The organism is Aquaspirillum soli (genome assembly GCF_054781915.1).
On the sequence record NZ_BAAGTM010000001.1, the window covers coordinates 390,318 to 416,500 of the forward strand.

Annotated in this window: 21 protein-coding genes and 6 tRNA genes; 5 read left to right on the forward strand and 22 right to left on the reverse strand. The window is 50.3% G+C overall.

Annotated elements, in window-relative coordinates; all coding sequences use genetic code 11:
• Positions 1-2: 2 nt before the first annotated feature.
• The 3 genes from ACYVJG_RS01925 to ACYVJG_RS01935 form a co-directional block, all read right to left on the reverse strand.
• On the reverse strand, positions 3-1,601 hold the full coding sequence (locus ACYVJG_RS01925; protein ID WP_460429520.1) for a carboxyl transferase domain-containing protein: 1,599 nt from the start codon (positions 1,599-1,601) through the stop codon (positions 3-5).
• 21 nt (positions 1,602-1,622) lie between these two features.
• Positions 1,623-2,792, reverse strand: coding sequence for an isovaleryl-CoA dehydrogenase (locus ACYVJG_RS01930; protein ID WP_444541695.1), 1,170 nt, complete (start codon positions 2,790-2,792; stop codon positions 1,623-1,625).
• Between the two features lie 108 nt (positions 2,793-2,900).
• Complete coding sequence (locus tag ACYVJG_RS01935) at positions 2,901-3,308, reverse strand: MerR family transcriptional regulator (RefSeq protein WP_022652554.1); 408 nt, start codon at positions 3,306-3,308, stop codon at positions 2,901-2,903.
• Positions 3,309-3,423: 115 nt separating this feature from the next.
• Between ACYVJG_RS01935 and ACYVJG_RS01940 the strand changes: the two genes are divergently transcribed.
• Entirely contained in the window at positions 3,424-5,112 is a 1,689-nt protein-coding gene (locus ACYVJG_RS01940; RefSeq protein WP_460429521.1) for an AMP-binding protein, read from the forward strand.
• A 41-nt stretch (positions 5,113-5,153) separates the two neighbouring features.
• Here ACYVJG_RS01940 and ACYVJG_RS01945 read toward each other — a convergent pair whose 3' ends face one another.
• On the reverse strand, positions 5,154-6,545 hold the full coding sequence (locus ACYVJG_RS01945; protein WP_460429522.1) for an FAD-binding oxidoreductase: 1,392 nt from the start codon (positions 6,543-6,545) through the stop codon (positions 5,154-5,156).
• Between the two features lie 93 nt (positions 6,546-6,638).
• Here ACYVJG_RS01945 and serA point away from each other — a divergent pair, with 93 nt between their 5' ends.
• Positions 6,639-7,865, forward strand: a complete 1,227-nt coding sequence (serA, locus tag ACYVJG_RS01950) for a phosphoglycerate dehydrogenase (RefSeq protein ID WP_460429523.1) — start codon at positions 6,639-6,641, stop codon at positions 7,863-7,865.
• Here serA and ACYVJG_RS01955 read toward each other — a convergent pair whose 3' ends face one another.
• The 6 genes from ACYVJG_RS01955 to ACYVJG_RS01980 form a co-directional block, all read right to left on the reverse strand.
• The gene (locus tag ACYVJG_RS01955; protein WP_460429524.1) at positions 7,866-9,050 is read right to left on the reverse strand and encodes an alpha/beta hydrolase; all 1,185 of its coding nucleotides are present in this window, start codon (positions 9,048-9,050) and stop codon (positions 7,866-7,868) included.
• A 68-nt stretch (positions 9,051-9,118) separates the two neighbouring features.
• Positions 9,119-9,195, reverse strand: a tRNA-Asp gene (locus tag ACYVJG_RS01960).
• A gap of 11 nt (positions 9,196-9,206) precedes the next feature.
• Positions 9,207-9,283: transfer RNA gene (locus tag ACYVJG_RS01965), tRNA-Val, on the reverse strand.
• Positions 9,284-9,309: 26 nt separating this feature from the next.
• A tRNA-Asp gene (locus ACYVJG_RS01970) sits at positions 9,310-9,386 on the reverse strand.
• Between the two features lie 7 nt (positions 9,387-9,393).
• Positions 9,394-9,470: transfer RNA gene (locus tag ACYVJG_RS01975), tRNA-Asp, on the reverse strand.
• 4 nt (positions 9,471-9,474) lie between these two features.
• Positions 9,475-9,550 (reverse strand) — tRNA-Val (locus tag ACYVJG_RS01980).
• Positions 9,551-9,824: 274 nt separating this feature from the next.
• Between ACYVJG_RS01980 and ACYVJG_RS01985 the strand changes: the two genes are divergently transcribed.
• Both ACYVJG_RS01985 and ACYVJG_RS01990 read left to right on the forward strand, forming a co-directional pair.
• Positions 9,825-10,601, forward strand: a complete 777-nt coding sequence (locus ACYVJG_RS01985; protein ID WP_460429525.1) for an alpha/beta fold hydrolase — start codon at positions 9,825-9,827, stop codon at positions 10,599-10,601.
• 297 nt (positions 10,602-10,898) lie between these two features.
• Complete coding sequence (locus ACYVJG_RS01990) at positions 10,899-12,752, forward strand: methyl-accepting chemotaxis protein (protein ID WP_460429526.1); 1,854 nt, start codon at positions 10,899-10,901, stop codon at positions 12,750-12,752.
• Positions 12,753-12,831: 79 nt separating this feature from the next.
• Here ACYVJG_RS01990 and ACYVJG_RS01995 read toward each other — a convergent pair.
• From ACYVJG_RS01995 to ACYVJG_RS02050, 12 genes are all read right to left on the reverse strand, one after another.
• A tRNA-Pro gene (locus ACYVJG_RS01995) sits at positions 12,832-12,908 on the reverse strand.
• Between the two features lie 59 nt (positions 12,909-12,967).
• Positions 12,968-14,191 carry a multifunctional CCA addition/repair protein gene (locus ACYVJG_RS02000; RefSeq protein ID WP_460429527.1) on the reverse strand — a complete coding sequence of 408 codons (1,224 nt, stop codon included), beginning with the start codon at positions 14,189-14,191 and terminating at the stop codon, positions 12,968-12,970.
• Positions 14,192-14,219: 28 nt separating this feature from the next.
• Positions 14,220-15,167 (reverse strand): complex I NDUFA9 subunit family protein, encoded by a 948-nt coding sequence (locus ACYVJG_RS02005; protein ID WP_460429528.1) that lies wholly within the window; start codon positions 15,165-15,167, stop codon positions 14,220-14,222.
• 40 nt (positions 15,168-15,207) lie between these two features.
• Positions 15,208-17,094, reverse strand: a complete 1,887-nt coding sequence (locus ACYVJG_RS02010) for a lytic transglycosylase domain-containing protein (RefSeq protein WP_460429529.1) — start codon at positions 17,092-17,094, stop codon at positions 15,208-15,210.
• Between the two features lie 39 nt (positions 17,095-17,133).
• Positions 17,134-18,588: a TrkH family potassium uptake protein gene (locus tag ACYVJG_RS02015; protein WP_460429530.1), complete on the reverse strand. Its 1,455-nt coding sequence runs from the start codon at positions 18,586-18,588 to the stop codon at positions 17,134-17,136.
• Between the two features lie 18 nt (positions 18,589-18,606).
• Complete coding sequence (locus ACYVJG_RS02020; protein ID WP_460429531.1) at positions 18,607-20,061, reverse strand: TrkH family potassium uptake protein; 1,455 nt, start codon at positions 20,059-20,061, stop codon at positions 18,607-18,609.
• Between the two features lie 2 nt (positions 20,062-20,063).
• Positions 20,064-21,440, reverse strand: coding sequence for a Trk system potassium transporter TrkA (gene trkA, locus ACYVJG_RS02025; protein WP_022654421.1), 1,377 nt, complete (start codon positions 21,438-21,440; stop codon positions 20,064-20,066).
• A 142-nt stretch (positions 21,441-21,582) separates the two neighbouring features.
• Positions 21,583-22,920: a deoxyguanosinetriphosphate triphosphohydrolase gene (locus ACYVJG_RS02030; RefSeq protein WP_022654420.1), complete on the reverse strand. Its 1,338-nt coding sequence runs from the start codon at positions 22,918-22,920 to the stop codon at positions 21,583-21,585.
• 11 nt (positions 22,921-22,931) lie between these two features.
• Positions 22,932-23,327 (reverse strand): Na+/H+ antiporter subunit G, encoded by a 396-nt coding sequence (locus ACYVJG_RS02035; RefSeq protein WP_460429532.1) that lies wholly within the window; start codon positions 23,325-23,327, stop codon positions 22,932-22,934.
• Positions 23,328-23,350: 23 nt separating this feature from the next.
• On the reverse strand, positions 23,351-23,620 hold the full coding sequence (locus ACYVJG_RS02040; protein ID WP_022654418.1) for a K+/H+ antiporter subunit F: 270 nt from the start codon (positions 23,618-23,620) through the stop codon (positions 23,351-23,353).
• Positions 23,613-24,134, reverse strand: a complete 522-nt coding sequence (locus ACYVJG_RS02045; protein ID WP_022654417.1) for a Na+/H+ antiporter subunit E — start codon at positions 24,132-24,134, stop codon at positions 23,613-23,615. The genes ACYVJG_RS02040 and ACYVJG_RS02045 overlap by 8 nt, the downstream gene beginning before the upstream one ends.
• 2 nt (positions 24,135-24,136) lie before the next feature.
• Positions 24,137-25,654, reverse strand: a complete 1,518-nt coding sequence (locus ACYVJG_RS02050) for a monovalent cation/H+ antiporter subunit D (RefSeq protein ID WP_460429533.1) — start codon at positions 25,652-25,654, stop codon at positions 24,137-24,139.
• A gap of 162 nt (positions 25,655-25,816) precedes the next feature.
• On the opposite strand from ACYVJG_RS02050, the gene ACYVJG_RS02055 reads away from it, so the two are divergent.
• Positions 25,817-26,183, forward strand: a 367-nt coding sequence (locus tag ACYVJG_RS02055; RefSeq protein WP_460429534.1) for a hypothetical protein, incomplete at its 3' end; no start/stop codon positions are given.

Sequence of the window (26,183 nt, forward strand, 5' to 3'; positions counted from 1 at the left end):
GCTTACATACGGAAGACACCGAATGGTGTCGGTTCAACCGGTGCGTTTAACGCCGCTTGTAGTGCCAACGCTAACACTTCTCGTGTTTGTGCTGGGTCGATCACGCCGTCATCCCACAAACGCGCACTGGCATAGTAAGGATGGCCTTGCCGTTCATATTGTTCGCGCACTGGGGCTTTGAGTTTTTCTTCATCTTCTGCTGTAAACGCATCACCCAATTGCTCACGCTTGACCTGTGCTAACACCCCAGCGGCTTGTTCACCACCCATCACCGAGATGCGTGAATTTGGCCACATCCACAAGAAGCGTGGGCTGTAAGCGCGGCCACACATGCCGTAGTTGCCTGCGCCAAACGAACCGCCAATCAACACGGTGAATTTGGGGACTTTGGCACATGCCACTGCTGTAACCAGTTTCGCGCCATCTTTGGCAATGCCGCCGTTTTCGTATTTTTTCCCGACCATAAAGCCGGTGATATTTTGTAAAAACACTAAGGGAATACCGCGTTGACAGCACAGTTCGACAAAGTGGGCGCCTTTTAACGCTGATTCGGAGAACAAAATACCGTTGTTGGCGATAATGCCGACTGGCCAGCCATCAATTCGTGCAAAACCGGTGACTAAGGTGGTGCCGTAGTTTTGTTTGAATTCATCAAAGGCCGAATCATCGACAAGGCGAGAAATAATTTCACGCACATCAAACGGTTTTTTGGCATCGGCTGGAATCACGCCGTAAATTTCTTCGCTGGCGTAGCGTGGGGGCAAGCTGGCGCTGCGGGTGAGGTCGTCGGCGCGGCGGTGGTTAAGATTGGCTACCACTTGTCGTGCAATCGCCAAAGCATGGGCGTCATTTTCTGCCAGATGATCGGCTACGCCCGAAATACGGGTATGGACATCGGCACCGCCTAATTCTTCTGCAGTGACCACTTCACCCGTGGCAGCACGTACCAGCGGTGGGCCACCCAAGAAAATGGTGCCTTGATTACGGACGATAATGGTTTCGTCACTCATTGCTGGGACATACGCCCCACCGGCCGTACACGATCCCATCACCACCGCAATTTGTGGAATGCCCATCGCACTCATATTGGCTTGGTTATAAAAAATGCGTCCGAAATGGTCGCGGTCTGGAAAGACCTCATCTTGCAGCGGGAGGAAGGCGCCGCCAGAATCGACCAAGTAAACGCATGGAAGCCGGTTTTCACGAGCAATGTCTTGTGCTCGCAAGTGTTTTTTCACCGTCATCGGGTAGTAAGTTCCCCCTTTGACGGTAGGGTCGTTGGCGACGATCATGCAATCGACGCCAGACACTCGCCCTATGCCGGTGATGACCCCTGCGCCGGGCGCTTGGTCGTCATACATCCCGAAGGCAGCCAGTTGCGACAGTTCTAAAAAGGGCGCACCAGCATCTAACAACAGATCGATCCGTTCCCGTGGCAATAATTTGCCGCGTGCAAGGTGTTTGGCACGTGGGCCTTCACCGCCGCCGAGAGCATTTTTTGCGACTTTTTCACGCAAATCGGCCACGATGCTGCGCATTTTTTCCGCGTTGAGCTGAAAGTCAGCCGAGCGTGGATTGAGTTTTGATTCGAGGATAGGCATGGGGGAGTGTCCTTCAAACAATCAACGCAATTCGGCCATCAATTCGCGGCCAATCAACCAGCGGCGGATTTCTGAAGTTCCTGCCCCGATTTCATACAATTTGGCATCGCGCAACAGGCGGCCAGTGGCGTATTCATTGATGTAGCCATTGCCCCCCAGACATTGGATGGCATCCAACGCCATTTGCGTGGCTTTTTCTGCGGCATACAAGATGGCACCGGCAGCGTCTTTACGTACTTGACGACCTTGATGGCCGGCATCCAATGCTTGACCAACGGCATAGACATAAGCACGGCTGGCGGAAAGGGTGACGTACATATCGGCTAATTTGCCTTGCATCAGTTGGAAATCACCGATGGATTGACCAAACTGGGTACGCTCATTGAGGTAAGGCAGCACGATATCCATGCACGATTGCATAATGCCCAATGGGCCAGCCGCTAAGACGGCACGTTCAAAGTCAAGACCAGACATCAATACATTGACACCCTTACCGACTTCGCCCAATACGTTTTCTTCTGGTACTTCCACATCATCAAAGAACAGCGGATAGGTATTCGAACCGCGCATCCCTAATTTGTCGAGCTTGCTGCCGGCGCTAAAGCCTTTCATGCCTTTTTCGATGATGAAGGCGGTGATGCCGCGTGGACCAGCATTAACATCGGTTTTGGCGTAGACCACTAAGGTGTCGGCATCGCCACCGTTGGTAATCCACATCTTGGCGCCGTTGAGCACATAGCGATCGCCTTTTTTATCCGCACGCAATTTCATCGACACCACGTCCGAGCCTGCATTGGGTTCGGACATCGCTAAAGCACCGATATGTTCACCTGAAATCAGTTTGGGCAGATATTTGGCTTTTTGTGCGGCATTACCGTTACGTTTGATTTGGTTGACACACAAATTCGAGTGCGCGCCGTACGACAATGCGACAGAGGCCGAAGCACGGGACAGTTCTTCCATCGCAATCATGTGCGCCAGATACCCCATGTTGGCACCGCCGTATTCTTCATCGACGGTAATCCCCAACAATCCCATATCACCAAATTTTTTCCACAAATCTTCTGGGAACACATTGTCGTGATCGATGGCAGCGGCACGGGGTGCCACTTCGTTTTGTGCAAACTGGCGCACGCTGTCGCGCAACATATCTAAGTCTTCACCCAAATCAAATGGCAGGCTAATCATGATGGGTCTCCTCCGAGAATCCGATGTAAGAATGGTTGTGTAAGTGAGACTTTAAGTTACGTTGACGTAAGCGTCAATATGCAGGCTTCAACAAAATGACCTCCATTGCCTTTACGCCGTGTCGCTTTGCCCCTCGTTTGGCGTGGTGGCGGTGGTCAATACTTGGCGGCAATGGGCTTCGAGTTTTTCGATTTCATCGAGGATGATTTCAATATCATGCTTTTGCTGTTCGAGCTGGCGGCGGCGGATAGATAACGAGGCCAATAATTTCAGCGATTGACTGGCTTCATCCGGTTTTGAACCATATAAATCAATAATTTCACGAATCTCGTTGATGGATAGGCCAAGTCGCTTACCGCGTAAAATCAGCTTTAGGCGCACCCGGTCACGCCGCGAAAAAATACGTTGGCGGCCCTCACGAATCGGGGTGATAAGGCCTTGCTCCTCGTAAAAACGGAGGGTACGCAGGGTAATGCCGAATTCATCGGCCAGTTCGGTGATGGTGTAGGTTTTTTCCATGATCGGTGGGCGGGCTCTTGTTTAATGGGGTAAGTTTACGTTAACGTAATGGTAAGCGAAATGCGCTAGCATTCAATGGCTTTTTTTGCTGAGGCATCACAATACAGGAGACACCATGCCTTTACCTAGCTATGTCCACGGTGCAAGCGATCAATCTTTAATTGGTGAATCGTTAGCAACCTATTTCCCAAAAATCTGCCAACAATTTGCTGATCGTCCGGCCTTGATTGTGCGGCATCAGAACATTCGTTGGACGTATGCCGAGTTATTCGAGCAAGTTGAACGCATGGCATGTGGCTTACGGCGACTGGGCTTGCAAGCCGGTGATCGGATAGGGATTTGGTCACAAAACAATGTTGAGTGGGTGTTAACACAGTTTGCCACCGCCTATGCGGGGCTGGTGATGGTGAATATCAACCCAGCGTATCGCCGTTCCGAAGTGGAATACGCGCTGAATAAGGTGGGTTGTCGGGCTTTGATTGTGTCGCCACAGTTTAAGAGCAGCGATTATTTAGAGATGTTGTACGACTTAGCGCCGGAATGGAAAAACGCTACCCCGGGTCAGCTCAAAGCACAGCGTTTGCCCAATTTGGAAATCGTGATTCGCCTTGGCGAAGGCCAAAGCCGTGGTTTATTGAATTTTGCCAGCCTCTTGGCTGAGCCCACTGCCGAAGAACAGGCGGCACTGCGCGAACAAGCAGCACTGCTGCAATTTGATGATCCAATCAATATCCAGTTTACGTCCGGCACCACTGGTCAGCCTAAAGGCGCCACGTTATCGCACCACAATATTTTAAATAACGGCTTTTTTGTCGGTGAAGCGATGCGTTTAACCGAACAAGATCGCTTATGTATTCCTGTGCCGTTGTATCACTGCTTTGGCATGGTATTGGGCAATTTAGCGTGTATTACCCACGGTGCAGCGATGGTATTCCCATCTGAAGCCTTTGATGCCCAAGCGGTTTTAGAAACGGTTGAAGCAGAGCAATGCACTGCATTGCACGGTGTGCCGACCATGTTTATTGCGGTGCTCGACCATCCTGAATTTGAGGAATACCAACTTTCTACCCTTCGCACGGGGATTATGGCCGGTAGCCCATGCCCGATTGAAGTGATGAAACGGGTGGTGGCGGAAATGAATATGGCAGAAGTGACCATTGCCTATGGTATGACCGAAACCAGCCCCGTCAGCTTCCAAAGCCTAACCCACACCAGCCTAGAAAAACGGGTTACCACTGTTGGGCAGGTGCATCCGCATGTTGAGGTGAAAATTGTCGATAACGCTGGACGGATTGTGCCTCGCGGTAGCACCGGCGAATTGCTCACCCGAGGGTATTCGGTGATGTTGGGTTATTGGGGTGATGAAACCAAAACAGCGGAAGCGATTGATGCCGCTGGTTGGATGCACACTGGGGATTTAGCGGTATTAGACGATGAGGGATACTGCAATATTGTTGGTCGGGTGAAAGATATGGTGATTCGTGGTGGCGAAAATCTTTATCCACGTGAGATTGAAGAATTTTTATATCGCCATCCCAAAATCCAAGATGTGCAAGTGATTGGTGTGCCGGATCAGAAATATGGCGAGGAGTTATGCGCTTGGATTAAGTTAAAAGAGGGGCAAACTGCTACAGAAGAAGACATCCGTGAATTTTGTCGCGGTCAAATTGCTCACTACAAAATCCCGCGCTATATCGAGTTTGTGCAAGCATTCCCGATGACGATTACTGGCAAGATTCAGAAATTCGTCATGCGCGATCAGATGAAAGAAAAACTTGGCTTGCAAGAAGCCACCACAGCTTAAATTAAGTCAATGAGGCCATCGCATCGTATGGCCTCATTGTTTTAGGCTAGCACTTTCCCCGGATTGCAAATTCCATGCGGGTCAAATACCGCTTTAATTCCACGCATCAGGGCAATTTCCGCCTCACTACGGCTGATGTGAAGATAGTCGCGCTTAAGCAGACCTACCCCATGTTCGGCTGACATACTGCCGTTAAAACGTGCCAGCAGGGCGAATACCAGTTCATTGACGCGCTCACATGCCACACGGAAACGGTCGATCTCCCACGCTTCTGGGCGCAGGATGTTGATGTGTAAATTCCCATCGCCAATATGACCAAACCACACCACTTCAAAATCAGGATATTGTTCGGCTAACAAAGCATCCAGCTCGGCGACAAAAGCCGGTACTTGCGACACTTTCACTGCAATATCATTTTTATACGGAGTACGAGGGGTAATGGATTCGCTGATGTCTTCGCGTAAGCGCCATAAATCACGGGCTTGGCTATCAGATTGGGCTAACACACCATCAACCACTACGCCCTGTTCAAGCAGTTGTTCAAACACAGCTAATGCGGCCTCGTCCTCATCATGAGCATGTTCATACTCAAAAATCACATAATAAGGTGCACTACCCTCGAATGGACGCCGGACATGGCCACGGGCAAGGACATGGCCCATCGCTGCTTCAGAGAAAAACTCAAACGCGGTTAAGGGCAAGGCTGCACGGACAGCGGCAAAGACCGTCATGATGTCGCTTAATTCGGGGATTGCCAGCACCATCACAGCTAGAGGGGCCGGTGGTTGGGTGAGACGTAAGGTCACGGCGGTGATGAGCCCTAAAGTGCCTTCCGAGCCGACAAATACATGGCGTAGGTCGTAGCCGGTATTGTTTTTGACCAAACCTTGATTGAGCTGTAACACTTCACCGGTGCCGGTGACACATTCAATCCCTGCAACCCAATCACGGAACATGCCCCAACGCAATACCTTAATCCCGCCAGCATTGGTGGCCACATTGCCGCCGACTTGACTCGATCCACGCGAGGCAAAATCAACTGGAAAATATAAACCCTGCTCCGTCGCAAAGTTTTGTAAAGCTTCGGTAATCATGCCGGCTTCGACTGTGACTGTGCGGTCAATCGGGTTGAAATCACGCAGGCGGTTCATGCGATCAAACGACACCACCACCTCGCCTTGGGTGGCACATGCCCCACCAGACAAACCGGTTCTGCCACCAGAGGGAACGAGGGCAATGTGTTCTGTTGCTGCCAGTTTCACTAAAGCGGCAACTTCCTCGGTGCTGGTTGGAAAAACAACCGCACTGGCATGGGGTTCGGTGTAACGTGTCCAATCACGGCCATAACGCTGTAGGCTATCATCATCGGTAGCGATGCGCGCTGCAGGAATGGCGGTGGCCAAACGTTCAGCAAGCGAATGCGAAGTTGTCATATCGGATTTTCCTTACGGTCTTATTGCAGAACTGAGATTCTATGAGGATAATAGTTGAGAATATTACTCGGATATTGACCTGGAGAAAACACCATGCCGCGTTACTCGTTGGACAAAGACAAAATTAAAATCTTGTTGTTGGAAGGCGTACACCAAACCGCCTTGGATGCCTTTGCTGCTGATGGCTACACCAATATCGAGTACCACAAAAAATCATTAGGCGAGGCACAGCTGTTAGAGGCCATTCGCGATGCCCATTTTGTCGGTATTCGTTCGCGTACCCACCTCACCGAAGCGGTGTTTGCCGAGGCAAAAAAATTGGTGGCGGTAGGGTGTTTTTGCATTGGCACCAATCAGGTGGATCTTGCTGCGGCACAACGACGCGGCATCCCCGTTTTTAATGCCCCTTTCTCGAATACCCGTTCGGTGGCAGAGCTGGTGTTAGCCGAAATCATTATGTTGATGCGTGGCATTCCACATAAAAACGCTTTGTGCCATAGCGGTGGTTGGACAAAATCGGCCGAGGGTTCTTACGAAGTGCGTGGAAAAACCTTAGGTATTATTGGTTATGGCCATATCGGAACCCAAATCGGCATTCTGGCCGAAGGGGTGGGGATGAAGGTGGTTTTTGCCGATATCGAAACCAAACTGCCGTTGGGCAATGCGCGTCAGGCGAGTTTGGATGAGGTATTGGCTGAGAGCGATGTGGTGACCTTGCATGTGCCAGAGACACCAGAAACTCAAAACATGATTGCCGCCAAAGAGTTGGCCAAAATGAAAGCAGGTGCTCACCTCATCAATGCTTCGCGTGGTACGGTGGTCGATATTCCTGCACTGGCAGAAGCCTTACAACAAGGTCATTTGGGAGGGGCGGCGATTGATGTCTTCCCAGTCGAGCCGAAGGGTAATGATGATGAATTTGTCTCGCCGTTGCGTGGCCTCAGCAATGTGATTCTGACCCCACATATTGGTGGTTCGACGCTCGAAGCACAGGCCAACATTGGGGCAGAAGTGGCAGCAAAACTGCTCAAATACTCCAATAATGGATCCACTGTCACGGCGGTGAACTTCCCCGAGGTGTCTTTGCCGGCGCATGGTGGCAAGAAACGCCTGCTACATATCCATGAAAATCGCCCCGGGATGTTGGCGCGGATTAACGAAGCGCTGTCAACCACGGGCGTCAACATTGCCGCTCAATATCTACAGACCCGCGACAATATCGGTTATGTGGTGATTGATACTGACAGCGAGGCTCCGGACGCGGCTTTGGCTACCCTTGCCGCGTTAGACGGTACTTTACGCAGTCGAGTGTTGTACTGATTATTTTTCTGGTATTGAGCAAGTGGTGTTATTGAAAACCTGCGCCACGTGTTGCATTTGCCAATCAAAATAGGGATTAAACGTGAGGCGGGCGTGTGCTTTATCTGCCTCACGATACCCCCAGTCGGAATACCACATTTCTGCACCTTGCTCACATTGCTGTTGTTGTGATGGCGCTTGGCCATTGTGACAAAGCCGGACTTTGCCCTGTCGCCCATACACCCAATTCTGTGGTGAAAACATAACGCTCATGTGGGAAAACTGACTGATACGTTGTTCTGGTAAGCGGTCTGGTTGGAAATAGAGCTGGGGGAACTGCCACTTGTTTGCGGTCTCGGGTCTGCCATACCACAGTAAGCGACTGCACGAATGTGGAAAATACTGTTGAAAGTGTTTGGCTAAGAATTCGACATCTATCACGGAATCATGTTCTGCCACCACCATCACCACTGGCCGGCGATAAGCTTGTGCTGCCAGTGCACGTCGTACCGCTCGGCTGCTGTGGTAATACTGCGCAAAACCATTGGTTGGGGTGTTGAAATAGCGCACAGGATTGCGTTGTGGTCGGTCTGGACTTGGCTCGCGTAACCACGGTTTGAAGGGCGCCACCCAAGGGGTGAGCCAATCATAGGCATTGCTGGATTTAAACGCGGGTGATAACAACAATAAACCGGCCGTGTGATGCCGTTGCAGTGCTTCGAGCACCACCAAATTCGCCCCTGTTGAAAAGCCACCAAGATAAACCTGTTCGACTTCGCGTTGTAGCTGCTCAGTCTGTTGTTTGACGACCTGTTGCCAATCAGCAAACCGTACCGTTAACAGATCCTCGACCTTGGTACCGTGTCCCGGTAGTAAAACGGTACGCACTAAAAAGCCCTGTGCGGCTAATTGCTGACCGATATCATGGAACGAAAAAGGCGAGTCACCTAAACCGTGAACCAATAAAATACCTCGGCTTGGCTGGTTTGCTGTGGCAGGCCGCCATTCTTGTGGGCTATTGGCCTCGATTTCAAACCGTTGACCAAAACGACCATCAAATTGGCGTTGTTGCGCGATATGTTGCTGAGTGATGTGGCGATATTGCTTAAAGGGGGTGGCTTGGCTGGTGGGGACTGTTTCGAGGCTATGGCAAGCACTCAGGCCTAATAAGACTGATAAGCAAATAATGGAAGGGAAAAAACGCATGGTTTATCAACGCAAAAAAAGCACTATTGTGCCTTAAAATTTTTGCTTGATGATGGGTAAAACAAGATTGGCGGAGTGGACGGGGCTCGAACCCGCGACCCCCGGCGTGACAGGCCGGTATTCTGACCAACTGAACTACCACTCCGTTTTGAATTCTGGTGGGCGGTACTGGACTCGAACCAGTGACCTCTGCCGTGTGAAGGCAGCGCTCTACCAACTGAGACTAACCGCCCAAACGATAGACAATGCAAAGGTGCTTTGGCGGAGCGGACGGGACTCGAACCCGCGACCCCCGGCGTGACAGGCCGGTATTCTAACCAACTGAACTACCGCTCCAAAGCGTTGGCGGAGTGGACGGGGCTCGAACCCGCGACCCCCGGCGTGACAGGCCGGTATTCTAACCAACTGAACTACCACTCCGCAGTGGTGGGTGGTAACGGATTCGAACCGCTGACCCTCTCCTTGTAAGGGAGACGCTCTACCAACTGAGCTAACCACCCGTCGCTGTTTGCTTGTCGCTGCAGCGAAGAACTGCATTTAATCATGGCTGGGTTTTGAGCGCAAGCATTTTTTAGCAGAAAACCGCTGAGAAATGTACGTATGTAGCCTAATTTTTTGATTTTTCAAGAAAAAAACTTTTAAAAAATTTTGCTTATCGCTGGGCTTGTTCTTTACTACTTGAGCCCTTGGCTCTAAGCGCATGAAGATAGATGGCTACACCTGACTGATATTGCATGTTATGTTGCTACTTTCAAACGATCGTTTGGAGTTTTGATGAAGCCAACTATTCACTTTTCACACGCCAATGGCTTTCCTGCCGGTTGCTATCACGCTTTATTTGCCGCTTTGCGGCCTGAATTCGACATTGGATTTCTGGATCGTATTGGTCACAACCCACACTATCCAATTACTGATGGATGGCCGCATCTGGTGGCTGAGACGATTCATACTATTGAACAGACTTATCAGCAGCCGGTGATTGGTGTCGGCCACTCGTTGGGTGGCTATTTGACACTGATGGCGGCTTTACAACGTCCTGACTTGTTTTCGAAAGTGGTGATTGTAGATTCACCGTTGATGCCACCGTGGCGTGGCCGCAGTTTATGGTTGGCGAAGAAACTAGGCTGGATAGATAAATTAACGCCCGGACGTTACACCTTAAACCGGCGTGATTATTGGCCCTCGGTGGACGAGGCGCAGCGATTTTTTGCCAGTAAGTCGGTGTTTGCGAAGTTTCATCCACAAGTGTTACGCGATTATGCTTGTTATGGCACTGAGGAACATCAACAAGGCCGGCGCTTGTTCTTTCGACCTCAGGTGGAATATCAAATTTATCGTACCTTGCCACATGCGCTATACCGTGAGCGGAACCGATTGACGATACCTGGCCTCTTTATTGCTGCTAAAGGATCGAATGTGGTGAAGCCGTATTTCTTGCCTTGGCTACAACATAAGTTTGGTCTTGATATTGCTCAAGTGGAAGGCAGTCATCTGTTTCCTCTCGAAGACCCTGACCTTGCTGCGCAAGTATTGAAAAATTGGCTAAGCTAAGTTGAAGGTTTTTTGTTGTCGTGACATAGAAGTTTTTGTCATTTTTTAATATCTATTATTTCTTAGGAATATCTCTAATGTTACCCGTGCCGAATAAAAAATACCTTGCTCTTTGCACGATATGCAATAGGCTTGTTGTTAATATCAATTCTGTGTGATTACTAGGGAATTCTTGCGCTGCAGCATAGAAATTGCCAAATTTTTGGTAAACATCTCGCCGTTCTTGCATTAGAATTCTGTTTCTTTTTTATATTTTATGCCGATGCCGCCAATATAAAAATATACAAAAAATGTCAAATGAAATCATTTTTGGCTGGCATCTTGGTTGGATTGGGGGATAGCATGGACAATTTTTGGCGTTTCTACGAAACAATAGAAAAAACGTTTTGGAATTCATTAAGCCGAAAATTATGTAGTTTTTTCTTTATTAGTTTATTTCAGTTGGTTTTTCTATTTTTAGTCTATGTTGGCTTTGCAGATATCAATCGCACTTTGGCTCAGGCACAGTTGGAAGCGAGTGTGGCTGCTGAGGTGCACGAAAAGTTTCGTGTTCTCTTATGGCAGCTATGGTTGGTTTGGGGCGGTTCGTTAGTATTTATTGGCTTTATGGTGTGGTATCTGCGCTATCTTATAGTGCGACCACTCAAACTGATTATCAGCATCTTCAATGATATTGGCCAAGGTGAGGGTGACCTGTCGCGTAATATTCCGGTGATGACTTACGATGAAATTCGTGAGTTATCTGAATCGTACAACCGCTTTTTAGCTAAGATGCGGCAAATTATCAGCAATGTGCGTCTGATGGCGGTGCGGATTGCGATGGAGTCGGCCCGTTCTTTCAAGAACGTTGATGAATCATTAGCCAGTGCCAAAGAGCAATCTTCGTTAGCAGAGCAGGTGCGGGTGGCCAGTGATGAAACCACACAAGGCATTAACCAAGTCACCGACCAGACTCACCATATCTCGGAATCGACCTTACTGAATTTGGAACTGGCACGAACTTCTCATCGTGAATTGGTTGACGTGTCATCGCGTATTTCGCTGATTAGCGAAAAAGTGGGGCATTTTAATACCACGGTTGAGGGGCTAAATGAGCGTTCGGCCAGTATCAAAAATATCATCGACCTGATTAAAGCGATTTCTGAGCAAACCAATTTATTAGCTTTAAACGCAGCGATTGAAGCCGCACGGGCTGGTGAGTCGGGACGGGGGTTTGCGGTGGTGGCTGATGAGGTGCGTAAGCTCGCCGAACGGGTGAAAGTGGCGACAGAAGACATCTCTGGCAATATCGATGCCATGCTTGGCTTGGTGAGTAATACATTGACTGAAACGGCGGTGATCACCAGTGATACACAAATTGCTACTCAAGCAGTGGATAAGGCATCGCAGCATTTTGAAGGTATGGTACGTGATTTTGGTGCCACAGCTGAAAATCTAAGCCACATTGCGCTGACGATGGAGCAATTTGCGGAAAGCAATCAGCAGGTGAATAAAAATGTGTCGAAGATCTACCAACTGAGCGACACCGTTAGCCAAAAATTACATAAATCCGAGGCCGTATCGCGCAGCCTGTCGGCTGCAAGTGAGCAGGTGCAAGAGTTGGTCAGTCGTTTTGTAGTCGGCGAAGGGGAGTTTGACCGCACGATTAACCGTGCGCGGCGCTATCGCGATCAATTGCAACAGCTACTGCATGAATTCAGTAGCAAAAAACAGCTTAATTTGTTTGATCAAAATTATCGCTTAGTCGCTAACACCAATCCGAAAAAGTACCATGTCAGTTATGACCAACAAGTAGAGTCGCTATTGCAGCCGGTGTATGACCAGTTAGTGAATGAAACATTAGGCGGGCGTTTTGCCCTATTGGTGGACAACAAAGGCTACGCGCCCACGCATAATAGCTTTTACTCACATCCCCTGACGGGCGACCCACGGGCAGATCTGGTTCATAGCCGTGATAAACGCATCTTTAACGATCCAACAGGGTTAAAGTCAGCGCAAAATACCCAACCGTTCCTGCTGCAGACGTATATCCGTGATACGGGTGAAATTTTGTCGGAGATTGCATTGCCGATTTACTTGAATGGCAAACATTGGGGGGCGTTGCGGTTAGGCTTTGATGCTAATCAGATGTTGGAGCATCATCAGTCATAACGGTTTTGGCGGTCGTTTGACGACTGCCAAAGACAGAAAAAAAAAGCCAGCGTGATGTACGCTGGCTTTTTGTATTCGATGGTCGGAGTGAAAGGATTCGAACCTTCGACCCCCTGCACCCCATGCAGGTGCGCTACCAGGCTGCGCCACACTCCGACCGAAAGAGAAGCGCATTATAATGCTTAACCATCCGTTTGCCAAGAGAGGCGACTGGCTCAAACGGCAAGAAGGTGTTGTTTGGTTTGTTGGATATAGTTGATGCGGGCAGCATCGACTTGTTGGCTGATTTGCTTTGGGTTGCTGCATTGTTGGGCAATTGCACCAGCATCGACACTACGGGCTGCTGCGAGTAAGCGAGTGAGATAGGCTGCTTGTGGGTAGGCTTGCTCAGTGAAACCAAGGCGGCCTTGACTATCGGCCTCGCACGCATGTAACAGTTCAAGAAAACGCTGAGGACGGCGCAGGGCATCACAACTGCGGAACAGTTTTAACACTGTCTCTGCCCGCAGTTCCTTCGCTCGGTGAACGTGTGTGTGATATTCGCAGGTCAATAAGGCTAATTCACGGCATTCTGCTGGCACATTCAATCGTTGGCACAACTCAGTGGTGGGGCGTATCCCTCGGACCTCGTGTCCTTCGTGGCGGGGTAGCTGGCTGGGGGGGGTGAGCCCTTTGCCGAGGTCGTGACACAGTGCAGCAAATCGTGTCGCCAGCGAGCGTTGTTGCTGTGCCGCGACATCAATCACCATCATGGTGTGAATCCCCGTATCAATTTCAGGGTGATAGTCTGCGCGTTGTGGCACACCAAATAAGCGATCCACTTCGGGCAAGATACGCGCTAAAGCACCGCATTGCCGTAATACTTCGAACATCACCGAAGGTTTAGGTTCTTGTAAACCACGAGCGATTTCTTGCCACACCCGTTCAGGTACCAAAGCATCGACTTCACCTGCTTGCACCATCTTTTGCATTAAATCTAAGGTTTCGGGGGCAACATGAAAGCCAAAGCGTGCGGCAAAGCGCGCTACCCGCAAAATACGGACAGGATCTTCTGCAAAAGCAGGGCTGACATGACGCAAACACCCAGCAGCTAAATCGGTTTGTCCGCCATAGGGATCAATCACACTGCCGTCTGTCGCTTGTGCCATCGCATTGATTGTCAAATCGCGGCGTGCCAGATCTTGTTCTAGCGTAACTTCGGGGCTGGCATGAAATTGAAAGCCATGGTAACCCGCTGCCGTTTTACGCTCGGTGCGAGCTAAGGCATATTCTTCATGCGTTCGTGGATGGAGAAAGACCGGAAAATCGCGCCCGACCGGTTGATAGCCTGCGGCAACCATTTCTGCTGCATGGCTACCCACCACAACCCAATCACGATCACGAATAGGTAAACCTAATAATTGATCGCGAACTGCACCACCCACCATATACACTTGCATCGAATATGCCTCGCCATTGCCCAATCAATTAACGGTGTGCACCGGCGCGGTAGGCGTCGAGCTGAGCTTGGCTGCTCAAGGGACCAAGATAGACAGGGGCAATCGCTTCTAATTTGGAAGGGGCAAAACCTAACAACTCGCTTGGGAAGCCGCTTTCGCTGACGTTATCACGTTCTAAAGAACGGACATTATCAAAACTCATCAACGGTTGACCTGGCACCATCTGTAAGACCATGGCTTGCAGCATTGCCACGCCAGTCGGAATTCCCACAACCAACCGAGGCCGTTCGATCAATTCACCAACGTATTGCACCAGTTCTTTTAAGGTGTAGGTATCTGGGCCAACCAATTCCAAGGTTTGGCCAATCGTCGCTGGACGGGAGAGGGCTTCGACAAAAGCGCGTGCCACATCTTGCACCCATACTGGCTGGAAGCGCGTGCTGGCGCCAGCCAATGGCAATACGGGGAAGGTGTTGAGCAAACACGCAAACATATTCAGGAAGTTGTCATCAGCACCAAACACTACCGAGGGGCGGAAAATCGTCCAATCTAGGCCCGAGTGTTGGATTAACGCTTCACCGGCTGCTTTAGTGTCTTGATAGTTCGACGGGCCATGCGGGTCGGCACCGAGGGCACTCATGTGCAACAGACGTTGGATACCATTGCGCTGACAGGCGGCAATTAAACGGCGTGGCACTTCAACATGGGCTTTTTCAAATTCATCACGGCTACCGTGCAAAATCCCAACCAAGTTAATCACTGCATCACAGCCTGCCAACAGATGATCTAATTCTTGTTCGTTAAAGATGTCGGTTTCGATCATCTGGGTGTTGGTCAACAGAATTAAGGCTTCTTTGCGACGTTCGCGACGACGGGTGGGGATGACCAATTCACGTTCTACGCTGGCTAAACGTGCTGCGATTTGTGTGCCCACAAAACCGCTGCCCCCAATGAGAGCGATTTTTTTATATTGCATACCATTTCCTTTTTTGCTGTTTTTCGACATGAAATGCACATTAACGTGCTGGAATAACGCCGAGACGATCTTTTAACCGCGTCGTATCCCCACCAAAACGCTGCGCATAATACACTGCATTGGCAAAAACTTTTTTCACATAATCGCGAGTTTCGTTAAAAGGGATGGTTTCCGCGTAGATTGCCCCTTCAAGGGCACGATCGGCTTGCCATTGTCTGGCGCGGCCGGGGCCGGCGTTATAGGCGGCAGTGGCGAGGACCGGATGGCCGCTCAACGTGTCTTGCACATGGCGCAAATACCATGTACCAAACTGAATATTGGTATCCACTTGATTCACCGAGAAATTGCTGACGCCGAGCTTGCTGCCCACCCATTTTGCGGTGGCGGGCATTAACTGCATTAAGCCGCTGGCACCCACGCCAGAGCGAGCGATATGCACAAAGCGGCTTTCTTGTCGCATCAAACCATACACCCATGCTTCATCAACATCGAACTCTTGGCTATAGCGGCGGGTAATCTCGCGATAAGGGGCGAGATAGCGCAAGTTGAAATCGTGCAATTCTTGTGTGCGGTCGGCACTAAAAATCGCCATTTCATAAAACCCTGCTTGTTGTGCGGCTTCGGCACTGGCCAAGAGCTGTTTATCGTTGAGCCCACGCATGGCAAAGCGCCATTCTCGTTTGGCATCTTCACGCAATTCTGGCCGAGCACTTTGGCGGGAAATCTCGAACAAACTCAGGGCACGAGTTTGACTGCCCTGTTGTCGCATCTCTTGAACTTCGCGAGAGGATGGGGTGTAGCGGCCCGATGGTGCGGTGACACTTTGGCCGAGTTCTTCGCGGGCTAATTGCCCATAGTAATGGTGTTGTTGGCTTAATCGCGCAAACAGTGGATTGGCTTCATGGCTGCGGCCACGCGCTTTCAAGGCGCGGGCTTTCCAATACACCCAATCTGCTTCTGCAGCGACCTCAGCTGGCATGGCATCAATCGTGCGTTGCACAGTGTCCCATTGTCCTTCACGCAATGCTGCGCGAACCCACCATTCCCACTGCTCACGATTGAGTTGTTTTTGATCGGCGCGTGCAAATTGTGCCAAAGCATCGACCATGCGTAATTTTTTGGCATTGATTAACGCTAACTGTCCCCAGCCATAACCGGCGGCTTCGCGGCTTAAACCCGCTTTTTCTAAGGCATTGAGCTGTAAAGCCGCCGTTTCTGGATTTTGTCGCGCTTGTTTTTGTACCGCGTAGAGCGCCAGTTCTCGCTGTGGGGCTTGGCTTAAATCGCCATCATAGCTAGGGCTGTTCACCTGTTGGCTTGCCAGAGGGGTATTGCTGCGTTGGCTGATTTGGCGAGCGAGGTTAGGATTGTTGGCTGAAAAGGCTAAGCGCACCCGATACCACACATCGGCTTCAAGTAATTTACCCTGATTAAACAGCACATCATGTAAGGCTTGACACCCTTCGGTGCTGGCGCGGCCACTAAACCATTGTTTGCGTGCTTGCTCCCACACTTGGCTATCGGCTTGGCCAAGTTGGGTTTTATTCAGTAGTTCGTAGCACACAATTTCGTTATCGCGTGCCACGGGCGCGAGTTTTTGGTATTCACGCTGAAACTCAGACCATTGTTCTTGTTTACCAAGTTGCTTGAGCCAATCGACTCGCAGACGCTCTGCGAGCACGGTGTTGTCGTAGCGGGTGAGAAATTGTTGTACCTCATTACCCGAGGTTTGCCCCAAGTTTTTACTCAGCCACCAATAACGTGGATAGGCTTGCAGTGGATGATCTTGTAATTCGCTTTCGGCTTGTATAAGACCGGAATAGTCGCTGTTTTTGACTGCATCACGAGCGGCTAGCAGGGCGGGGTTGGCATAGGTCAACGTTGGTAGCAGCCACAATGCGCCAATTACGAAGCGGGGGTAACTCATATAATGAACTCTTTTATCAGGATGCCATCAGCGATGGGCTTATTTTCGCCAAAAAGTCGGCGTTAATAAAATCAATAATGTAAAAATTTCCAAGCGGCCTAACACCATCGTCAATGAACAAATCCAAGTTTGGAAATCGTTTAAGCCTGAATAATTCGAAGCAGGGCCAACTTCACCTAAGCCTGGGCCGGCATTATTCATACAAGCGACAATGGCAGTAAAGGCGGTAATGTAGTCTAAGCCGCTGATCATCATAATAAAGCCAAGCAAGATGATGCTGGCGATATAGACAAAAACAAAGGCTAACACTGATAACACAATCTGATTCGGTAAAATTTTACCGTTGATTTTCAGGGGAACCACGGCATTCGGGTGTAATAAACGGGTGATTTCAGAGGTAGTCTGTTTAATCAACACCAAATTGCGCGCCATTTTAATCCCACTGCCGGTAGAGCCTGCACAGGCGGTAAAGCAGGACATGACTAAAATCCACATTGGCGCAAAGGTAGGCCAAGCGCCAAAGTCAGTGCTGGCAAAGCCACAGGCGGTGGCAATTGAAATCAGGTTAAAGCTGACATGACGCAGCGCGGTCATAAAGTCAAACACGCCGTGGTGGTGTAGATAATAACTGATCCCGACGATACTCACCGCCAACAACACCAACATCGATTTTGCTTCGGTATCACGAAAATAGACACGAACCGAGCCTTCACGCCATGCAATGAAATGTAGGGCAAAATTCATGGCCGAGAGCACCATAAAGAATGAGATGACCATCTCAATCTCGACAGAATTATAAAAACCAATGCTGGCGTCTTTGGTTGACGTACCGCCAAGGCTAATCGTGGTAAAAGCATGGCACACCGCATCAAATAGCGGCATGCCGACAATCCATAAGGCGAAGGTACAGAGGATGGTCAGGCCGGTATAGATAATCCATAAGCTTTTGGCTGTGCTGGCGATACGGGGGGCGAGTTTATTGTCTTTGATCAACCCTGGCATTTCGGCTTTATAGAGCTGCATCCCCCCGATACCCAACATCGGCAATACAGCGACTGCCAGCACAATAATCCCCATTCCACCCAACCAGCTTAGAAAATGGCGCCAGAAATTGATGGAGGGCGGTAGGTCGTCGAGTCCGGTTAAGGTGGTGGCACCGGTGGTGGTGAGGGTAGAGAGCGCTTCAAAACAGGCATCGGTAAAACTCATCCCCGGGAAATGCAGCATAAACGGCGTGGTCGCCGTGACCGCAAAGCCAAACCACATTAAGCACACCAAAATAAAGCCATCGCGGGCTTTGAGTTCTCGTTCATAACGGCGGGTGGCAGCCCATAAAAACAAACCGACAGCCAAACCAGCAAAGATAGACAGCAAAAATTCATCGAGCGTGCCATCGCGGTAGTACAGAGAAACCAAGGCCGGAAAAACAAACATGCACGAAAATAACATGATGAATTTCGACAGCACATGGGCGATGGGAAGAATTTTATGCATAGCTGGCGGAGATAAACTTTATTTACGCCAAAAGGCGGGGGTGAACAGAATAAGCAGAGTAAAAATTTCTAAACGTCCTAGCAACATGGCTAAGGAACAGACCCATGTTTGAAAATCAGTAAGACCACCGTAATTCGATGCTGGGCCCACCTCGCCTAAACCCGGCCCTGCATTATTAATACAGGCAACAATCGCAGTGAAGGCGGTGATGTAGTCTAAGCCACTGAACATTAAAACGAAACCCAAGACAATCACGCTGGCAATATACACAAACACAAAAGCCAATACGGATAACACGATTTGGTTGGGTAATACCTTGCTGTTGATTTTTAGCGGTACAACAGCGTTTGGATGGAGTAAGCGCAGCATTTCCGAGGTGGTTTGACGTAATAACACCAAGTTACGCGCCATCTTGACCCCGCCGCCAGTCGAACCAGCACAGCAGGTAATACAGGACAACACCAAAATCCACATCGGTACTAAAGTAGGCCATGCGCCAAAATCGACACTGGCAAAGCCGCTATCGGTGGCAATCGAAATCAGATTAAAGCTGACATGACGTAAGGCGGTGGGGAAGTCGTATAAGCCATGACGGTAAAGATAGTAACTGAGCAAAAGAATGCTGCCCGTCACCAATAGCAACATCGCTTTGACTTCACTGTCTTGCCAATAGCTGCGTAAAGAGCGGCTGCGCCATGCAACAAAGTGCAAGGTGAAATTCATGGCAGCCAACAACATAAAAAACGATAACACCAACTCGATTTCCAGCGAGTTGTAGAAACCGATGCTGCTGTCTTTAGTCGAAAAACCGCCGAGGGAGAGCGCGGCAAAAGCATGGCACACCGAGTCAAACCAATTCATGCCTGCAAAATGTAAACAGACGGCACATGCCAGCGTGAGCGCGCTGTATAACACCCACAGATTTTTAGCGGTAGTCGCGATGCGTGGTGTGAGTTTGCTGTCTTTAATCAAACCGGGCATCTCGGCTTTATACAGCTGCATCCCCCCCACCCCCAGCAACGGTAATACCGCCACCGCCAGCACAATAATCCCCATGCCGCCTAACCAATTCAGGAAGTGTCGCCAAAAGTTAATCGCCGGTGGCAGGGTATCCAAGCCAGTTAATACGGTAGCGCCGGTGGTGGTTAGGGCGGACAGTGCCTCGAAATAGGCATCGGTAAAACTCATCCCCGGGAAATGCAATAAAAACGGCGTGGTGGCTGTGGCCGAGAAACCCAGCCACAGCAAAGTGACCAAGATAAACCCATCGCGGGGTTTCAGTTCTCGTTCATATTGGCGAGTGGTGGCCCATAAAAATAAGCCAATGGCCAGCCCGACAAATGTTGACACTAAAAAATCATCCACTGTGCCATCACGGTAATACAGCGATACCAACACTGGGAAGACAAACATACAAGAAAACAGCATCACCAGTTTGGAAAAGACATGAGCAATCGGCAGGATTTTGTGCATGGTTATAAGAATCCAAACTTCACTTCTAACAGTTTCTCGACCTGTTTCGCTTGGCGGCGGCGAGAGACAAAGATAATCAGATGATCGCCGGATTCAATGACCAAATCATGATGTGCCATTAATACTTCTTCACCGCGTACCACCGCGCTGAGATAACAGCCTTGTGGCAGCGGTAATTCATCGACACGACGGCTGACAATGCGTGATGTTTTGCGATTGCCATGTACCACGGCTTCAATGGCTTCGGCCGCCCCACGGCGCAGGGGATGGACAGCTTCAATATCCCCTCGGCGGATGTAGGCTAATAATGAGCCGATGGTAGATAAATGGGGCGAGATCACAATGTCGATGCGGTTGCCTTGTAACAAATCGACATAGCTGGTGCGGTTGACCAAGGCGATAACGCTGCGTGCGCCTAGCCGTTTGGCAAGGAGAGAGGACATGATATTGTCTTCGTCGTCATTGGTGATAGCGACAAACACATCCATCTCATCAATATTTTCGTCCTCGAGCAATTCCTCATCGGTGGCTTCGCCATTCAAAACCAAAGTATGTGACAGATTCTGCGTCAGCCATTCGCAACGTGGCGTGCGGTTTTCGATGATTTTGACTTCGTAGCCATCGTTTTCTAGGCGAGAGGCCAAGCGAAAACCAATATTCCCCCCGCCGGCAATCATCACCCGTTTAATCGGTTTTTCCGTTTTACGCAGTTCACGCAACATCGCGGGAATAAAACGCCGTGAGGCAATAAAAAACACCTCATCATCCTGTTCAATTACCGTATCGCCATCGGGAATAATCAAACGATCACGGCGATAGATGGCAGAAATACGACATTCGGCACGCGGTAGGTCTTCACGGATGCGGCGCAGTGGCCGTTCAACCAATAAACCGCCCTTTAGGGCTTTGACTACGACCAATTGAGCACGCCCCTCGGCAAAATCGAGTACCTGTAGTGCACCGGGGTATTCAAAGAGCTGATAGATATTGTCGGTAACAATTTGCTCGGGACAAATCGAAGTATCGACACTAAAGTAGTTCAGTGCTTTGTTGTCGCCATATTCCATATAATCGGCGGCACGAACACGGGCGATTTTGGTGGGGATATTGAATAAGTCTTTTGCTAACTTACACGCAACCAGATTGGTCTCGTCATTGCGGGTGAGGGCTAACAGCATATCGCTGTCGTCGGCACCGGCGGCGGCTAACACCGAAGGGTGGGCGGCGTTACCCACTAAGGTTTGAATATCCAGCCGGTCGCGCAGTTGTTTAAGCACGACTTCATCTTGATCGACTACTGTAATATCGTTGGCGTCATTGGCAAGATTTTCTGCCACCGTTGAACCGACTTGCCCACCACCAAGAATCAGAATCTTCACGTCATTTGTCCTTCAATGACCGAGGCCACGCACACGATCAGGTTGAGCGTGCACAAAAATGGCGCCCATTGTACTGAGCAAATCGGGGCTTTGCGAATGCCTTGCGCCGCTTTGTGGCGTAAAGATGTTGCAGTGCAGCGTTTTAGCCCAAACCGAGGCCAGAAATATCCCGCGCCAAGCGCGCCGCAGCGTTATCGGTTAAGCCACCAACAAAATCCAGAATCGCCATATAAGCCGCATACAAGCCTTGCTCTGGATTGAGAGGATAGTCTAATAAGCTCAACTCTGCCCGTTGGCGGGTGGAAATATCGCCTTTGGTGCAGAGCTGATGTGCGGCAGGGACTAATACATCAAGCAAAGCGGCAAGGCAGGGATAGGCAGCAATTTCCATCACTTGTTTGTTGCGATGGCGATAAATGCGGCGGCTGGCAAAGTCTTTCGCCGCTGCAACAGTGGCTCCCACGGGTTCGCTGGCCAGTTCTAATAAATCGTGGGCTGGCAGATCGCCGGCTAACAAACGATCATGATGGCGCATAAACACGTCAGCGATATCGACAACACAATGTCCCACCGCCATGCCGCGCAGCATGGCACATCTTTGCCGTACATCGGGTTCATGCCATACCCGTTCTGTATCAACCAACGGCGATAGCAAACGCTCGAATTCAATCGCATCTAGCCATCCCATTTCGACCGCATCTTCTAAATCAAGAATGGCATAGCAAATATCATCAGCCGCTTCCATCAGATAAGACAAGGGATGTCGCGCCCATCGGCGTGGTTGATATTCCGGTAACCCAAGCTCTTGTGCCACTGTGCGGAAATACGCCAATTCGGCTTGATAAAGGTTGAATTTTCCGCGTTTGCCACCGTGCTCTACCGCCCAAGGGTATTTAATTAAGCTGCCAATGGCGGCAGCGGTTAAGCGCATTCCCCCTGCATGACGATACATTTCCAGCGTTGAGACCATACGCAGGGTATGGGCGTTGCCTTCATAGGTTTGAATATCCAGCCGCTGTGCCGGCGGTAAACTGGCAAGCCAATGGGCATGGCGTGGTTGTCGAAACCAATCGCGAATGGCTTCCTCGCCGGTATGGCCAAACGGCGGATTGCCAATGTCGTGTGCCAAACAAGCGACTTGCACCACGTTACCAATATCAAAAGGCGTGTTGTGGGGTGGCAGCTGTCCCCCTGCTTGCAACATGGCACCAACCCGATTGCCTAGGCTGCGCCCAACACAGCCGACTTCCACACTGTGGGTGAGGCGATTGTGGGTATGGTCGTGAACGGCAAGGGGATGGACTTGGGTTTTCCGTCCTAAACGCCGGAAGGCACTGGAGAACACCACACGGTCGTGATCAACATGAAAATCGCTGCGTAAACCATCATGGCCGGGCAAGCTGCCATTGTTTTTTGCCGGCAACACCCGCCCACCGCGTACTTTAAAACGGGTGGTGGAGAGCAACTGTGTCCAGTCCATGACATGAGGCATCACTGATGAGAGGTGGAAGATTGGCTGTGCTTGTGGCTTTGCTCCGCTGGGCTGGCGCTATAGGTGCTCCAACCGCTTTGTGTTTTGGGCAACTGTTTTGGCTTCAAATGCTTGTGCATATACGCTTTGGCAATGAAATGCGCTGTAATCGGTGCTGTGAGAAATAAAAACAGCGAAATCAATACCTCATGGATAGAGACATGGCCTTCCAAGGTGAGGAAATACACCATTGAAGCCACCAACGCCCCCCCGACACCCAAGGTAGTGGCCTTGGTTGGCGCATGGAGGCGCGTCATCAGATCGGGGAACTTCAACATGCCATACGAACCCACTAAGGCAAAAATAGCACCCAATACGATGAGGCCAGAGATAAGCAATTCATGAATCAAATGCACGGTAATTCCTTAAACTGGTCAAATTATTCAATCACATCGCCGCGCAAAATAAATTTGCAATAGGCAACGGTTGAGACAAAACCAAACATGGCAAATAACAAGGCCGCTTCAAAATAGAGGGTGGTTTTCTCGTAGATACCATACAAGATAATCACTGCAATTAAGTTAATCACCATCGTATCGACCGCTAAAATGCGATCCATATCAGTTGGGCCTTTGATGGCGCGCCAGATATTCATCAGTAAGGCCAATGACAAGGCAAAAAAACCAAAATGTAGGGCGTAGTCAATCATGGAAAATCTCCTGTAACCGAGCTTCATAGCGTGCCTTCATGCCGGCAATCGCTTCAGCTTGATCGCTGACATCCAAACAATGCACCAACAGGCTGCGACCATCAGCCGACAAATCACAACTGACTGTGCCGGGGGTCATGGTGATGGTGCCGGCAAAGGCGGTAATTGCTTCAGGCGAACGCACGCTCAGTGGAATTTCCAACCAACAGCTTTGCAGGCTGTTATTGCGCCGAAACAGAATAATCGCCGCAACCTGAATATTTGCCACCACAATATCCCACATCACCAACAACACATAAGCCATGGCTTTACCGTAATGGCGGATTTTAGGTCGTTCTGGCCATAAGCTGTGCGTCAGCAGGGGAATGCCCCAGCTCAAAAACAGTGCTAAGACGGCATGGGCCAGAGAGAGGCTATTTTGTAGCAACATCCATACAACAAATAAGGTGAGGCTGAGTAAGGGATGGGGAAAATGGCGTTGTCGCCAACTGCGTTTTGGCGTGGTCGAGGCCATCGTTATTGTCCTCCTTGGGGAAACAACACGGCATTGATATAGAGCTGTGGTTGATAGAGCTGTTGTGCGGTTTGGCTGAGGTAGTCATGCACCCCACCGGCACCCACGGTGAGCGCAACGATACCACTCAATAACAAACCAACCGCCACCCACGGCAAGACCGAATGTGACACGCCTTCCGCTTCAATCCGTCCTTGTTGCGCGGTACTTTTCCAAAACAAGGTGCTACCTGCACGGACAAAGCCAATAATCCCGAGCAAGGCAGTGGAAAGGAGTGCTAAATAGACATCGAAGGCGTAGGGCGTGGGCCATGCACTTTGTAAAATCAACAGCTTACCGAGGAAGCCCGATAGAGGGGGTAAGCCTGCCATTGCAATCGCTGCTACAAAGAATGCGGCGGCTAATAGGCTGCGGTGAGCAAAGACCGGCGCCACTGTTAGAGCATCGCTATGGTGACTCCGCCGTTCGCGCACTAAGTCGGTGAGTAAAAACAATGCTGCTGCTGCCAAGGTGGAATGCAACATATAGTAAAGCGCGGCAGCGGTAGCCGTTGGTGTGAATAACGCAATGGCTGTCAGGACTGTGCCCATCGAGCCAATTACGCTAAAGCTGGCCAATTGTCCTAGCCGTTTTGCCGCTAATACACCCACTAAACCCAAAGTCAGACTCACCATTGCCGCAGGCAATAACCATTCTTGTGCCAACCATGCCGAGGCACCCGCTTGTGCACCAAAGGCCAACACATACAACCGTAAAATGCAATACGCTCCAACTTTGGTCAAAATCGCAAACAGCGCAGCGGTGGGGGCTGGCGCTTGGGCATAGGTATCTGGTAACCAGAAATGCACCGGCACCAATGCCGCTTTGACGCCAAAGACCAATAACAATAACAACGCACCCACTTGCAATAAGGCCAAATCATCACTGCTGACCTGTGGCACTTTGAGGGCTAAATCAGCCATATTGAGTGTGCCGGTGACCGAGTAAATCAACCCCACTGCAATCAAGAATAAGGTCGAGCCGACCAAATTCACAATCACATATTGCACCCCTGCACGCAGTCGATCTGCCCCGCCGCCGTGTACCATGAGGCCATACGAGGCAATTAAGAGAATTTCAAAGAAAACAAATAGGTTGAAAAAGTCACCTGTAAGAAAGGCACCGTTAATCCCCATCAATTGGAATTGATAGAGAGCATGAAAATGACGCCCACGGCGATCCCACCCTGCCATGGCATACAACAGCACAACGGTTGCTAGCACGGCGGTTAATACCAACATCACCGCCGATAAGCGGTCGAGTACTAACAAAATCCCAAATGGGGCTACCCATGCACTGAGGGCATAGGTTTGTGGCCCGCTATCGGCTTGCTGTAACAGGCCTACGCTAATCGCGATAAGGGCAATACACCCTGCTAACGATAAAATCCGTGCCAAAACATGATCGATACGCCCCAGCATAATCAGCAGTGGGCCTAATACCGCCGGCAGCACAATTGGCATAATCAGCCAGTGATTCATAGAATCTCCGCAAGGAAACCCCTGACTTGAGTCAGGGGAGGAATTGCGAGTGCGCGAAGCGCACCCTGTGGTATAAACTGTGACATATGGTTGATGTTGTCACGAAACGTAATTGTGTCTATCAAACGGCATACCGAGTATGTCACCAAGAGGCGATGAGCGATGATGCACACGGCGTCGATTCGGCTGGCATTGAGCGCGGCGCAGGCTAGATCGCTTGCCGCGCTGCGAACGGCCTACGCGGATGCGTGCAACCGTCTTGTTCCCATCGTGCGCGAGCACCGTCTCTACAACCGCGTCGGTCTGCACCAGCGCACCTATACGATGTTGCGCGAAGCGACGCCGCTGGGCAGTCAGATGTGCTGCAACGCCATCTTCTCGGTCTGCAAGGCGTATAAGGCACAAAAAGAACTCGGGCGCATCAGGAAGGACGCACCCATCCCCGACATCCGCTTCAACCGCACCAGTGTCCACTTCGACAAACGCACCTACACCCTCAAAGGCAAGACCGTCTCGCTCTATACCCTCG